The sequence below is a fragment of the Streptomyces sp. H39-S7 genome (assembly GCF_027158205.1).
Classification (GTDB): domain Bacteria; phylum Actinomycetota; class Actinomycetes; order Streptomycetales; family Streptomycetaceae; genus Actinacidiphila.
This window is the reverse complement of the sequence record NZ_JAPVLU010000065.1, coordinates 1-12,718: the sequence shown is the minus strand read 5'-3', so window position 1 is coordinate 12,718 and position 12,718 is coordinate 1. Positions and strand designations below refer to the sequence as shown.

At 70.1% G+C, this 12,718-nt stretch carries 14 protein-coding genes and 1 pseudogene; 13 read left to right on the top strand and 2 right to left on the bottom strand.

All coding sequences use genetic code 11. The annotated features are described in order from the left end of the window. The first annotated feature begins 37 nt into the window (after positions 1-37). The 7 genes and pseudogenes from O3X23_RS38545 (at position 38) to O3X23_RS38515 (ending at position 6,784) form a co-directional block, all read left to right on the top strand. Complete coding sequence (locus O3X23_RS38545; protein ID WP_269278244.1) at positions 38-262, top strand: ferredoxin; 225 nt, start codon at positions 38-40, stop codon at positions 260-262. Further along, positions 259-1,686: an FAD-binding oxidoreductase gene (locus O3X23_RS38540; RefSeq protein WP_269278242.1), complete on the top strand. Its 1,428-nt coding sequence runs from the start codon at positions 259-261 to the stop codon at positions 1,684-1,686. Before O3X23_RS38545 ends, O3X23_RS38540 begins: the two co-directional genes overlap by 4 nt. Continuing rightward, on the top strand, positions 1,683-3,020 hold the full coding sequence (locus O3X23_RS38535; RefSeq protein WP_269278240.1) for an MFS transporter: 1,338 nt from the start codon (positions 1,683-1,685) through the stop codon (positions 3,018-3,020). The genes O3X23_RS38540 and O3X23_RS38535 overlap by 4 nt, the downstream gene beginning before the upstream one ends. Beyond that, a complete protein-coding gene (locus O3X23_RS38530) occupies positions 3,017-3,856 on the top strand; it encodes a TauD/TfdA dioxygenase family protein (RefSeq protein WP_269278238.1) in 840 nt (279 codons plus the stop codon). Before O3X23_RS38535 ends, O3X23_RS38530 begins: the two co-directional genes overlap by 4 nt. Next, positions 3,853-5,136 (top strand): ATP-grasp domain-containing protein, encoded by a 1,284-nt coding sequence (locus O3X23_RS38525; protein ID WP_269278235.1) that lies wholly within the window; start codon positions 3,853-3,855, stop codon positions 5,134-5,136. The genes O3X23_RS38530 and O3X23_RS38525 overlap by 4 nt, the downstream gene beginning before the upstream one ends. Positions 5,137-5,206: 70 nt before the next feature. After that, a complete protein-coding gene (gene hisC / locus O3X23_RS38520) occupies positions 5,207-6,274 on the top strand; it encodes a histidinol-phosphate transaminase (RefSeq protein ID WP_269278233.1) in 1,068 nt (355 codons plus the stop codon). A 114-nt stretch (positions 6,275-6,388) separates the two neighbouring features. Beyond that, positions 6,389-6,784 (top strand): annotated as a pseudogene (locus O3X23_RS38515) (PPOX class F420-dependent oxidoreductase). A gap of 80 nt (positions 6,785-6,864) precedes the next feature. Here the strand turns inward: O3X23_RS38515 and O3X23_RS38510 are convergent. Beyond that, a complete protein-coding gene (locus O3X23_RS38510; protein ID WP_269278277.1) occupies positions 6,865-7,248 on the bottom strand; it encodes a DoxX family protein in 384 nt (127 codons plus the stop codon). 171 nt (positions 7,249-7,419) lie between these two features. Here O3X23_RS38510 and O3X23_RS38505 point away from each other — a divergent pair, with 171 nt between their 5' ends. Both O3X23_RS38505 and O3X23_RS38500 read left to right on the top strand, forming a co-directional pair. Then, positions 7,420-7,893, top strand: coding sequence for a carboxymuconolactone decarboxylase family protein (locus O3X23_RS38505; RefSeq protein ID WP_269278231.1), 474 nt, complete (start codon positions 7,420-7,422; stop codon positions 7,891-7,893). A 109-nt stretch (positions 7,894-8,002) separates the two neighbouring features. Next, on the top strand, positions 8,003-8,926 hold the full coding sequence (locus O3X23_RS38500; RefSeq protein ID WP_269278275.1) for an RNA polymerase sigma-70 factor: 924 nt from the start codon (positions 8,003-8,005) through the stop codon (positions 8,924-8,926). 112 nt (positions 8,927-9,038) lie between these two features. Here the strand turns inward: O3X23_RS38500 and O3X23_RS38495 are convergent, their stop codons facing one another. Then, positions 9,039-9,428 carry a hypothetical protein gene (locus O3X23_RS38495; RefSeq protein WP_269278228.1) on the bottom strand — a complete coding sequence of 130 codons (390 nt, stop codon included), beginning with the start codon at positions 9,426-9,428 and terminating at the stop codon, positions 9,039-9,041. Between the two features lie 193 nt (positions 9,429-9,621). On the opposite strand from O3X23_RS38495, the gene O3X23_RS38490 reads away from it, so the two are divergent. The 4 genes from O3X23_RS38490 to O3X23_RS38475 form a co-directional block, all read left to right on the top strand. Continuing rightward, complete coding sequence (locus O3X23_RS38490; protein ID WP_269278226.1) at positions 9,622-10,056, top strand: VOC family protein; 435 nt, start codon at positions 9,622-9,624, stop codon at positions 10,054-10,056. Positions 10,057-10,680: 624 nt separating this feature from the next. Next, a complete protein-coding gene (locus O3X23_RS38485; protein WP_269278224.1) occupies positions 10,681-11,223 on the top strand; it encodes a hypothetical protein in 543 nt (180 codons plus the stop codon). A 426-nt stretch (positions 11,224-11,649) separates the two neighbouring features. Then, positions 11,650-12,015, top strand: a complete 366-nt coding sequence (locus O3X23_RS38480) for a hypothetical protein (RefSeq protein ID WP_269278222.1) — start codon at positions 11,650-11,652, stop codon at positions 12,013-12,015. Positions 12,016-12,294: 279 nt separating this feature from the next. Continuing rightward, on the top strand, positions 12,295-12,718 hold a 424-nt coding region (locus tag O3X23_RS38475), incomplete at its 3' end, for a hypothetical protein (protein ID WP_269278219.1).

The following is a 12,718-nucleotide window of genomic DNA, read 5'->3' as shown; positions in this document are numbered from 1 at the left end:
GACCCCGCCCGCCCCGCGACGAACGGATACCGAGCCTGTGAACATCGCCCTTGCCCCAGAACGCTGCGTGGGAGCGGGACAGTGCGTGCTGTCCGCCCCGGACGTCTTCGACCAGGACCCGGAGGACGGGGTGGTGGTCCTCCTGCACGCCTCGCCCCCCTCCGCGTCGCACACCGCGGTGTACGAGGCCGCGGACCTGTGCCCCGCGCGGGCCATCGCCGTCACCGGGGACGTCGACGGGCAGGGGCACCGCGCACCATGACGGACACCCTGACCGCGCTCCTGCTCGACGCCCTCGGCGCGGACGCCGTCCTCACCGACCCCGCCGACTTCGACGGCCATCTGCGCGACATGATGCCGCTGATCCCAGCTGGGCAGCCGCACGCGGTGGTCCTGCCCACCGACACCGAACAGGTGCAGGCCGTCGTCCGGGCCTGCGCGAGCACCCACGTGCCCATCGTGCCGCGTGGTGCGGGCAGCGGACTGACGGGCGCCGCCAACGCCGTCGACGGCTGCGTCGTCCTGGACACCACCCGGATGAACCGCATCCTGGAGATCGACCCCGACAACCGCCTCGCCGTGGTGGAGCCCGGTGTGGTCAACATGGACCTGCGCACCGCCGTGGCCCGGCACCGGCTCTTCTACCCGCCCGACCCCTCCAGCTTCGAGTGGTGCACCCTCGGCGGCAACATCGCCACCAACGCCGGAGGCCTGTGCTGCGGAAAGTACGGGGTGACCGCCGACGCCGTCCTGGGTCTGGAGGCCGTCCTCGCGGACGGCACGCTCCTGCGGACCGGACGCCGCACGGTCAAGGGCGTCGCCGGCTACGACCTGACGCGGCTGTTGGTCGGCAGCGAAGGGACGCTGGGGGTCATCACCCGCGCGACCCTCGCCCTCAAGCCCTTGCCGCAGGCCCCGTCCACCCTGTTCGCGACGTTCGACTCCATCGAGGCCGCGGGACACGCCGTCGTCGCGAGCGTCCGCGCCGGAGTCGTCCCCTCGCTGATGGAAATCATGGACGCCACCTCGCTGCGCGCCTGCGAGAAGTACCTGGGCACCGACCTCGGCGGCCACCTCGAGGGCGCCGCGGGCTGCCAGGCGCTGCTGCTGTGCCAGTCCGACGCCGGCGCCCCCACCGCGCGGCGCGAGCTCGCCGTCGTCGAGCAGGTGTGCCGGGACGCGGGCGCCGACACCGTCCGCGTCACCGACGACCTGGAGGAGGGCCGGCTGTTCCTGGCCGCGCGGCGCGTGTGCCTGACCGCGCTGGAGGCCCAAGGTGCGTGCCTGACCGAGGACGTCGCGATCCCGCGCACCCGCATCGCCGACCTCATCACCGGCTGCGCCCGCATCAGCGAACGCATCGGCCTCCCCGTCGCGGTCGTGGGGCACGCCGGGGACGGCAACATGCACCCCACCGTCCTGTACGACGACCGGACACCCGGCCAACTCGCGACAGCGCAGCAGGCCTTCGACGAGATCCTCGCCCTGGCACTGTCGATGGGCGGCACCATCACCGGAGAACACGGCGTCGGCCGCCTCAAGCGGGACTGGCTCGAACGCGAGGCCGGACCCATCGCGATGCGGATCCACCGGGACATCAAGCGTGCCCTGGACCCGGGCAACCTCTTCAACCCGGGCGCGATGTTCACCCCCCACGACCCCGCCGAGCCCCGGGCCACCGCGTGATCGGCCGGACGCTCGCCGCCGTCTCCGGGCTCTCGCGGGACCTGCGCACCCTCTTCCTGACCACGCTGCTGCTGCGGGCAGGCACCGTGGCCTACCCCTTCCTCGCCGCGCACCTGCTGCTGACCGGCGGTCTGAACACCGGGCGGATCGGAGCGATCGTCTCCGCGTTCGGCGTCGGAGCGCTCTGCGCCGACCTCGCCGCCGGCCCCCTGCTGGGCCGCTTCGGGGCGCGCCGCACCATGCTGGGCGGGCTGCTCGCCCAGGCCCTGATCCTGCCCCTGGTACCGCAGCTGCACGGCGCTCCCGCGCTGATCGCCGCGGTGTTCTTCTGGGGGTTCGCGTACGAGGTGTTCACCCCCGCCTCGTATGCAGCGACGATCGACGGCTCGTCACCCCAGGACCGCAAGGTCGCCTTCTCCTGCAACCGGCTCGCCATCAACGTCGGCATGGGCATCGGGCCCGCCATCGGCGGCATGGTCTTCGCCGTCGATCCGCAGGCCCTGTACTGGATCAACGCGGGCGCCATCCTGGCCGCCGCGGCGTGTCTGGCCACCCGGACGCGGGCCAGGACCCTCACCGGCCGGCCGTCGGCGCTGGCCGGGACCGGGCGCGCACAGCGGCGGCTGGTCGCCTCGACGGCCCGCCAGGAGACGCAGTTCTGGACCGCGGTCGTCGTGTCGCTGCCCATCCAACTCGCTTTCTCGCTGCCCATGGTGCTCGCCAGCACGTACATCATCGTCGGTCTGCACCTGCCGAGCTTCTGGGTCGGGGTGGTCTTCACAGTCAACGCCGCCGTGATCGTCCTGTGCGAGATCCCGCTCAACGTCGCCATGGCGCGGCTCGCCCACTTCCCGTCGCTCCTGATCGGATACGCCCTGACCGGCGCCGGGTTCCTGTGCATGGGCCTGGCCACCACCGGACCGACCCTGGTGGCCGCGACCCTGGTGTGGACGGCCGGCGAGATGATCGTCTTCCCCAGCCTGCTCACCTACGTCGGCGCCCTGTCCGCCCCGGACATCCGCGACCGGAACATGAGCCTGTACTCCGCCGGCGTCAACGTCGCCTTCATCGCCGCCCCCCAGGTGGCGCTCCTGCTGTCCGGCCCCGCCCATCCCGCCCTGCCATGGACGGTGGCGGGCTCGGCGGTGTGCCTGGCGTTCCTGCTGATCCTCGCCGCCCGCACCAGCGCGGCCACCTGGTACGAGGACCCGCCCGCCGCGGACACCGGGGGTGCGCCGTCCGCGACCGCACCTCACACCGCACCCGGATCCGCACCCGCATCCCCGACCCTGTCCGACCCACCGCGCCCTGCGCCGACAGAGAGCAGACCATGAAGTCACACGAGATCACCCCCTTCATCGGGACGGAGTTCACCGACCTCACCTACGACGACCTGCGGGACGACGACGTCTTCGCACAACTGCTGCAGGCCCTCCACACCCGGGATCTCGTCGTGGTGCGGTCCCTGGATCTGACGCCGTCCCAGCAGATCGACCTGGCCCGGCGCATCGGCACACCCGTCCCGTTCGTCCTGCAGGACTGGCGCCACCCCGAGCACGAGGAGATCCTCGTGTCGTCGAACGAGACCCGGGACGACCGGCCGGTGGGCATCGCCCGGGTCGGCAACTTCTGGCACCAGGACTCCTCGTTCGTCCGGTCCCCGGCGCAGTACACCATGCTCCACGGTGTCAACGTCCCCCAGAACACCGGGCACACGCTGTTCGCCGGTGCGTCCGACGTCTACGACCGCGTGCCCGCCGACTGGCGCCGGCGCATCGACGGACGGACGGGACGGCACAGCCTGAACAAGCAGCAGCGCATCGGCCCCGAGCACGTGGGACTGTCGATCGCCGAAATGAAGGCCCTGGTCGCCCTGGAGCACCCCGCCGTCACCCACCCCCTGGTGCAGACCGACCCCTTCACCGGACGCCGGTACCTGTACGCCGCCCGCGAGTACATGGACGGGGTGGACGGCTTCGACGCCAACGACACCGAGGCGTTCTTCGACCTCGTCGACGCCCTCGTCCAGGACCCCGAGCACGTCTACACCCACCGCTGGACCCCCCGGGACCTCCTGATCTGGAAGACCGCCACGACCTACCACGTCGCCACCGAGGTGGCCCCCGGCACCGACCGCACCGTCCACCGCATCAGCATCGAGGCCGCATGACATCCACCGCCCCCGCGGCGCCCGCGACCCCCGGCGCGCCGGTCGCGGTCGTCGTCGACGCCTACTCCGTCGGCAAGCACCTCGCCCCGGTCTTCCGGGCCCGAGGCGCCGACGTCGTCCACGTCCAGAGCACCGAGCGGTTCATCCCCGGCGTCCACCCCCCGGACCTGACGCCCTACATCGACAACATCGTCGCGGTCGACGTGGAGAGCGCCCTGCGGCGGCTCGCCGCCCACCGGCCCGTCTGCGTCGTTCCGGGCCAGGAGACCGGAGTACCGCTGGCCGACCTGCTGTCGGAGCGGCTGGGCCTGCCCGGCAACGGCTCGGCCCAGACCACGGCGCGACGCGACAAGTACGAGATGATCGAGACCCTGCGGGCCGCGGGTGTCGCCTGCGCCCGCCAGCACAAGTCCGGCGACGCCCGGGACATCGTCGAGTGGGCCGAGCGGCAGGGTGAGTACCCGGTGGTGGTGAAACCTCTCAGCTCCGCCTCCGCCGACGGGGTCTCCATCTGCCGCGACGCTGCCGACGTCCGGGCGGCGGCCGAAGCGCTGCTGGGTACGACCGACATCTTCCACCGCACCAACACGGAAATCCTCGTCCAGTCCTACCTCGACGGCACCGAATACGTCGTCGACACCGTGAGCTGCCAGGGCCACCGCCACCTGTGCGGGGTGTGGCGCTACGAGAAGAACGACCTGGGCGCCAAGCGCATTTACGACAAGGAGACCCTCCTTGCCCCGGACAGCGCCCCGGTCGCGGAACTGGCCGCCTACGTCGACACGGTGCTGGCCGCGCTGGGGCTGCGGTCGGGCGCGGCCCACGCCGAGGTCATGATGACCGCCGCCGGCCCGGTGCTCGTCGAGATCGGGGCACGGCTCAACGGCAGCATGGATCCGGCCTTCCACGACCTGTGCCTCGACGCCAACCAGGCCGACCTGCTGGCACTGAGCTACCTCGACCCGGCGCGGTATCTGCGCCGCTTCCCGGGCGACACCGTCTACCGCCGGGCGCGGCACGCGCTGGTGCACAACGCGCGCGGCTTGCAGGACGGTGTCGTCACCGGAGTCGACGACGCGGTACTGACCAAGATCCAGGCCCTGCCCTCCGTCCGGCTCGTCCTTCCCCGCGCCGCCGTCGGCGACCGTATCCGCACCACGACGGACCTGCTGTCCAGCCCCCTGCGGGTGTACCTCGCGGCGGACGACCCCCGGACGATCCGGGACGACTACGACGAGATCACCACGCTCAAGGACCACGTCTACCAGGTCGCCGACTGACACTCGCGGCACCCGGCGCCGCCGATCCCAGCCGGCCGGCACCGTTCCCCGACCGACGAAAGGGCCCCGCATGACCGTGGAAGGCCGCCGCGACCTCGCCGCCATCCCCCCTTACAACATCCCCACGCAGCGCCCCGAAGCGGTTCTGCTCAACAGCAACGAATGGCCCGGACCGCCCTCGGCGGCGGTCCAACAGGCCATCCGGGACGCGGCGGCCCGGGGCAACCGCTACCCGGCGTGGTCCTCGGACGAGCTGGTCGCACGTCTTGCCGAACACCATGACCTGGACCCGGGGTGGATCAGCGTCGGTTGCGGCTCCGTCAGCCTGTGCCAGCAGGTCGTCCAGGCCACGTGCGGCCCCCTGGACGAAGTGATCCATGCCTGGCGGTCCTTCGAGGCGTACCCGGTCGTCGCCCGCGTCCATGGGGCGGTGGCCACCGAGGTGCCGCTGACCCGCTACCACGTCCACGATCTCGACGCGATGGCAGCGGCCGTCACCGAGCGGACCCGTCTGATCTTCGTCTGCAACCCCAACAACCCGACCGGGACCGCGGTGCGGACCGTGGAACTCACCCGCTTCCTGGACCGCGTCCCCGCGCACGTCCTGGTCGTCCTGGACGAGGCCTACCGCGAATTCGTCACCGACCCCGACGTACCCGACGGCATCCCGCTCGCCCTGGAACGCGACAACGTCGCCGTGCTGCGCACCTTCTCCAAGGCGTACGGCCTGGCCGGGATCCGCGTCGGCTACTGCGTCGCCCCGCCGTCGGTGACCGGCGTCGTCGCCAAGGTCGCCATCCCCTTCGCGGTAAGCCGCACAGCCCAGGCCGCCGCCCTGGCCGCCCTCGGCGAGACCCGGGAATCCAGCACCGCCTGCCGGCGGGTGACCGCCGAACGCGACCGCGTCCACGGCGAACTGCGCGCTCTGGGCTACGAGGTGTCGCCGTCGCAGGCCAACTTCCACTGGCTCCCCCTGGGCAGCGTCTCGGCCGCGTTCGGAGCGCACTGCGAGAAGGAATCCGTGCTGGTACGCGTCTTCGGTACGGAAGGCGTACGGGTCACGGTGGGCAGCCCCGCGGAGAACGACCTGTTGCTGTCCGCAGCCCGCACCTTCCCCCTCACCGACTCCCACCGGTGACGCGGTGTCAGAGCCCAACACAGCGCCAGAACGACAGCTCTGGGAAGAAACCAGCCCGGGTATCCGTTCTGCGCAGGTAGTGATCTCATGAACACGTGACAGAAGGGTGAGGCTGTGTCAGTGGCGTTCAACAAGCGGACGCGCAAGTTGCTGGACGGGAAGAACTTCGCCACCATCGCGACGCTGAATCGGGACGGCGGGCCACAGACCTCGGTGGTCTGGATCGCGCGGGATGGAGACGCGGTGCTGTTCTCCACCACGGCAGGTCGCTAGAAGGCGCGCAACCTCGCCCGTGACCCCCGGGTCAGCCTCACCGTCTTCGACACCGAAAACCCCTACCAGTCCGTGGACATCCGCGGCACCGTCGAACTGATCGAGGACCGTGAGAAGTCGCTGCCACGCGAGCTCTCCGACAAGTACCTCGGTGAGGACCCGCCGACCGAGCCGGAAGAGGTGCTCCGCCTCATCGTCCGGATAACGCCGCACAAAATCACCGGCTTCTCCGTCTGACCCCGCCGGCGCCTGCGTCAGGAGCGGGCTCGGCACGGTCGCTGCAGCTGGGGTCCGCAGCGGGGCGACGCCGATTCCGGTCAGCCGGTGAAGGACTCGGGGCCGAAGCGGCCCCATGCCACGAAGGCGGCCAGGGCGAGATAGACCAGGTCGCCGGCGATCGTGGCCCTCTCACCGCGGCGCAGGCGCATGATGGCCGCGCAGGCGAACAGCAGCACGAGTCCGGCGGCGGCCACCGGCACCAGGATCGGCGCGATGTCGAGCACCGCGGGCAGGACCAGGCCGGCCGCGGCCAACAGCTCGACGGCGCCGATGGCCCGGAGAGCGCCGGGGCTGAAATCCAGGACCCACTGCGCGGAGGAGCCGAGCGCGGCCATCCTCTCCTGCGGCACGAACATCTTGGTGCTGCCCACCAGGCAGACGGCGGCGAGTACTCCGGCGATGATCCACAGCGCGACGTTCATCATCAACTCCCTGATCGAGGCCTTCCACACCCGAGACGAGACAGCGACCCGGCCCGTGACATGCCCGAACCCAGAAGCGCGAGAGACGCAGGTCACACCGCGCCGTGTCACAGGCGGGAGGGCCGTCTCGTCTCGGGGATGAAGGCATCGACGAACGTGGAGGAACACACAATGGACGCGCGACTGAACTACTTCGCCGGCCCGACCGCCGGAAAGGCCCTCAAGTACGTCATGGCGGTCGGCAGGGAACTCAAGCAGTCGGCTCTGCCGGCCACGACGCAGGAACTGGTGGCGCTGCGCGTGAGCCAGATCAACGGGTGCGCGGTCTGCATCGACATGCACACCAAGGAAGCCGCCGCGGCCGGCGAGAGCCCGGTACGGCTGCATCTGATCGCGGCCTGGCGGGAGGCAACGGTCTTCACGGAGGCCGAACGCGCCGCGCTCGCGCTGGCGGAGCAGGGGACCCGGGTCGCGGACGCGGCCACCGGCGTCAGCGACGAGGTGTGGGCGCGTGCCGCCCACCACTACGACGAGGAGCAGCTGACGGCCCTCGTGCTGCTGATCTCGTTCATGAACACCGTGAACCGGCTGAACATCATCACCCAGCAGCCGGCCGGTGACTACCGGGTCGGCCAGTTCCACTGAACCGCCCCCTGCTCGAGCATTGTCTGCTCCGACCGCACATTGGATGATCGCCGAACGAGGCCCCGCCGGCGCGGGCCTGGCAGGCACACAGACCACCAGGGGAGACGGCGTGGGCAAGGTCGAGGAGTTCGAGGATCTGCGGCCGCTGCTGTTCTCGATCGCGTACCGGATCCTGGGCAGCGTGAGCGAGGCGGAGGACACGGTGCAGGAGACCTGGCTCCGCTACGACGCCTCGAGCACCCGGCCCGTGTCGACCAAAGCGTTCCTGTCGGCCACGGTGACGCGGATTGCGATCGACGTGCTGCGCTCCGCCCGGGTGCGCCGGGAAGAATACGTCGGACCGTGGCTGCCCGAGCCGCTGCTGGACGATCCGTACGAAGACCCGGTCCGCGCGGCGGAACTGGCCGACTCGGTGTCGATGGCGGCACTGCTGCTCCTGGAACGGCTCAGCCCGCTGGAGCGGTCGGTATTCGTACTGCGGGACGTGTTCGGCTTCGGCTTCGACGAGATCGCCGCCGCGGTGGGGCGCTCGGAGGCGGCGTGCCGACAGTTGCTCGTGCGGGCGCGCCGCCACATGAACGAGGGCCGGCCCCGGTTCGAAGCGGACCGCCAGGAGCGGCAGGAGCTGGCGAGGCGGTTCTTCGAGGCACTGGCGCAGGGGGACGTGGACGGACTGCGGAGTCTGCTGTCCGCCGACGTCCAACTCATCGGGGACAGCGGCGGTATGGCCCCACAGCTGGCCAGGGCCGTCGCCGGCGCCGAGAACGTGGCCCGGCTGCTCGCCACCGTCTACCCGTTGATGGCCCGGATCGACATCACGTTCGCACCGCACGAGGTCAACGGACAGCCGGGCGCGCTCTTCCGCGACCGTGACGGGAAGGTCCTCCACATCCTCGCCCTCGACCTGCTCGACGGGCGGATCCACACCATCCGCTCGGTCATCAACCCCGACAAGCTCGGACACCTCGGCCCGGTCGCCGACGCCTGGGCCGTCGACGAGGAAGTGAAGCAGATCCGCAAGCGGACGCAGTGACCTCACTGAGTGCCGGTGCGATACCGGTCACCGGCCACGGAGATACCTGGCTCCCCCCGCAGACGGCCCGGACCCGCACCGGCCGTGCGGTTCCGGGCCGGCCGGCTACCGCCTACGCGGTGCCGTCCTTCCAGACCGGGTTGTGGTGACCATCGGCGTCGGACTTGTAGATGTACATCCGGATGGGGGTGCCCTCGGGCAGGTCGAGGTACTTCCACGGCGTGCAGTAGGGCGCGTAGTGCCCCTTGGTGGTGACCGAGGAGTCGAAGTCGCCGTCCCGGCCTATGTCGATGCGGACATAGATGGCGTAGCCGTCGGACCACTGGTCGCAAGCGCGGAACGAGTCACCCTTGACGTCGCCGGCCGGGTCCTGCTGCCACTCGCCGTACCCTCCGCCCTCGTACGCGCCGTAGCTCCAGGCGTTCGCGGGGCTGGACAGCGAGAAGGTGAGGCCGATCGCGGCGAGCATGACACCCACGGCCTTGGTCTTGCGCAGACGCATGTGACAGTCCTTCCATGGGAGCGGCAACGCCCAGTGCCGGTACGGCGATCCGGCGCGCTGCCCTTGATCGCGAGGCAGCTTAGTACGCCGGTCGCGCAGAGCGCAGGGTCGACGTGGACCGGGAGAATGCGACCCGTCGGAGTGAGGACACCCCGAGGCCTCGATGGACTGCACGCGCCTTTATGGTGGACCGATGACTTCGATCAAGCAGTTCCAAGTCACTTTCGACTGTGCGGAACCCGAGCGCGTCGCTCGCTTCTGGTGCGAGGTGCTGGGGTACGTCGTACCGCCGCCGCCGGAGGGGTTTGCCTCGTGGGACGAGTACGATCGCTCGCTGCCGCCTGAGCGTCAGGGCGCGGCGTTCGCCTGCAGCGACCCCTCAGGGGTTGGGCCTCGACTGTTCTTCCAGCGCGTTCCGGAAGGCAAGGTCGTCAAGAATCGGGTGCATCTCGACGTGCGGGTCGGCACCGGGCTCGTGGGCGAGGAGCGCCTGGCCGCACTCGAGGCTGAGTGCGCACGGATTCTCCCGCTCGGCGCGGTGCGCGGGCAACTGCTGCGAGCCGACGGTGAGAACGAGTCATGTCTCGGGATGCAGGACGTCGAAGGCAATGAGTTCTGTCTCGACTGAGCGGCCGCGAACGTGTCCTCGCGCTTTCCGTGTCGGCTGCGACGAAGAACCACCCTGACCCGCCCGGGCGCTGGGGCGCGGATCGTGATATTCAGCTGTTGATACGGCATCAGGAGTGAGACCGTAGAGGCATGGTCGACAGTTACTCGCGAGGGTACGAGAGCGCCGCTCGCCGAATGTTCTGGTCCGGGATCGTACTCTTTCTCGGAGGGTGTGCCGTTCTCTTCGCTGTGAAGACGAGTTGGGCAGTCGAGTGGGAGTGTGACCCGACCTGTCGACCCTCAGCGAGTACGGCGCGGCAGACCGTCAAGGCGCTGGGTCTGGCGGCCGCCTGCTCAGGGCCTCTGCTCACGGCCGCGGCGTACCTGATGGCCGCATATCGTCGGCCACGGCGCTGAGCAGGTCCACCTCGTGCTCCAGCCGGACTTCTCCTTTACCACGCCTGAACGACCCAGCCCCACCCCGACGGAAACGGCTCCCCCTCATCGCGAGGGCGGAGCCGTTCCGCTGCCCGCACGCGGCTGCTGAAACCGGCACGGGAACCATTCCTCCGGATCTTGCGTGACCTCTTGATGTGAAGCCGACTGGTGAGGGGACCCGATGAGAGCGCGAACGGTAATGAGCGTGGCCGCATCGGCCTGTGTGGTGCTGGTGGCGTGCGCGTGCGGCCCGGAGAAATCGAAGGAAGCCACGGACACGAAGTCTTCGCAGCCGTCCGCGTCCACGCGGGCACCCGAGCCGTCGGCCACTTCATCGGCGACTCCTCGGACCGAGAAGCCGTCGGCCACCCCGACCGGGGTTCAGCCCGCGCCCAAGACGAAGCAGCGCGCGATCCAGCGATACGAGCAGTACCTCCACGCCTTGGGCCGTGAGGACATCAAAACAGCCTGCGAAGTGGCCGGGCCCGGCGCCAAGAAGGCAGAGGACAAGGGCTTTGGGCCGTGCACGTCGACGTACGTCGCCGTGTTCCAGATGATCTCGCCCGCGCAGAAGAAGGCCCTGCAAAAGGCAACGGTCGACCCGCAGCGCGTCGTCGTGCGCACGCCCGACAAGATCGAGATGCCTCTCGAAGCGGTCAGGTCCTCCGCCACCTTCTCCGAGGATGACCTCGGCAGTTACATCCTGGAGTACCTCAAGAGCGATTGGTTCATTACTGACTCTGCCTGAACCTGACGCGCCCTGCAGGGAGCCGCCCGACGCGGGCATGCCGTCCTGCGCCGCGGTGTCAGCCCGCGCGCAGACGGGGATCACGGTCGCCGAGCACGAACTCCGCCGACCGTTGCTTCCGTAGCACCTCGCCCGGCAAGGTGTGGCTGGACACAACCCTTCGATGAGGGCGCGTGGGCCTACGGCGGCCCGCGGAACGTGTGATGGGCGTCGCCCTCCGAGGAGCCCGGAACTCGTTCGGTCCGCTCGGGGTGCGGGTGGGGTGGGAGCGTGGTCAGCTCTGGCGGGAAGCCGTTCCGTGGCTTGCCGCGTGACGGACGGCGCATCTCGTGCTGCCCCGTCGTGTGGCTACGAGCTCGTTCGTCGAGGCTCCGGTTCTGTTCTGCCCCGTGTGGGCTCGCCCCTTGAGGTGTCAGGAGTTCGACCATGAAGTTTCGTCGTACAGCTGCGATGTCCCTGGCCGCTTCGGTTCTGGTGGTCGGCGGTGGGCTGTTGACCGTACCGTCGGCCGCCGCTGTCGCTCCCGTTCCGCCCGATGCCGCCGCGTGTGTGGGCCTGCTCAAGGACGCGGCCACCGCTGCGGCGGCCTTCGCGGAGGCCAACGTCACGTATTCGGCCAGCATGGCCGCCGCCCTGGTCCTCGCCGCCACCCCGGCCGCTGCCGAGGCAGCGGCGGGGGAGGCGCTCAAGGCCCAGATGACCGCCAACGATGCGGCGGCCGCCGCCCTCAAGACCGCGGCGGCCGCCGCGGGCTGCGCGGTGCCGGCCGTCCCGCCTGTCCCGGCATCCTGACGTTCCCGGCTGATTGCCTCAGGAACACGGTGCCGCGGTGCACCCCGGCACTGTGTGAGCTGTCCCGCTGCGCGAGTTCGAAATGCGCTGCGGGGTGGCTCCCTGACCCCTTCCCGCACCCCGGCAGCGTCCCTGGGAACCCATACAAGCCAATTTTTGAGAACTTAAGCTAGTTAAAGCCATATGGTCATCATAAAGTATCTGCAAACGGTAATTTCTACCTAAGGTGGGCGTTGTCGGTCGGAGATCTTCTCCGGTCGCACAACCGAAAGGCACCTCATGCGCTTCTCGCGCACCACGGCCATTCCCCGAACCCTCCTCGTCGCCGCGCTCGCCGTAGCCGGCCTCGGCGTTACCCCCGTCCTGGCTTCCGCATCGGCCCAGTCCACCGTGAACAACGCCCGGACCCACATCGGCCTGGGCCTCCTCGGACTCCCCGGTTTCACCGGAGCGAACGGCGTCGGGACCAACGGCGGCCTCGGTGGTCTGGGCGGCACCGGTGGCGCGGCCGGCGCCAACGGCAACGGCGGCAACGGGGGCGCGGGCGGCAACGGTGACGGCAGCTCAAGTGTCGGCGGTGGCGGCGGCGCGGGTGGCGCAGGCGGGGCCAACGGCAACGGCGGCGAGGGTGGCGCCGGTGGCGCGGCCACGCTCGGCGGTACCGGAGGCAAGGGCGGTGTAGGCGGCGTCGGTGACACCGGGA

Bases quoted from the DNA above. Each gene is read 5' to 3' on its own strand.
- O3X23_RS38525 (WP_269278235.1), top strand. From the start codon at position 3,853: ATGACATCCACCGCCCCCGCGGCGCCCGCGACCCCCGGCGCGCCGGTC.
- O3X23_RS38505 (WP_269278231.1), top strand. From the start codon at position 7,420: ATGGACGCGCGACTGAACTACTTCGCCGGCCCGACCGCCGGAAAGGCC.
- O3X23_RS38510 (WP_269278277.1), bottom strand. From the start codon at position 7,248: ATGAACGTCGCGCTGTGGATCATCGCCGGAGTACTCGCCGCCGTCTGC.
- O3X23_RS38540 (WP_269278242.1), top strand. From the start codon at position 259: ATGACGGACACCCTGACCGCGCTCCTGCTCGACGCCCTCGGCGCGGAC.
- hisC (WP_269278233.1), top strand. From the start codon at position 5,207: ATGACCGTGGAAGGCCGCCGCGACCTCGCCGCCATCCCCCCTTACAAC.
- O3X23_RS38530 (WP_269278238.1), top strand. From the start codon at position 3,017: ATGAAGTCACACGAGATCACCCCCTTCATCGGGACGGAGTTCACCGAC.
- O3X23_RS38480 (WP_269278222.1), top strand. From the start codon at position 11,650: ATGAAGTTTCGTCGTACAGCTGCGATGTCCCTGGCCGCTTCGGTTCTG.
- O3X23_RS38495 (WP_269278228.1), bottom strand. From the start codon at position 9,428: ATGCGTCTGCGCAAGACCAAGGCCGTGGGTGTCATGCTCGCCGCGATC.
- O3X23_RS38490 (WP_269278226.1), top strand. From the start codon at position 9,622: ATGACTTCGATCAAGCAGTTCCAAGTCACTTTCGACTGTGCGGAACCC.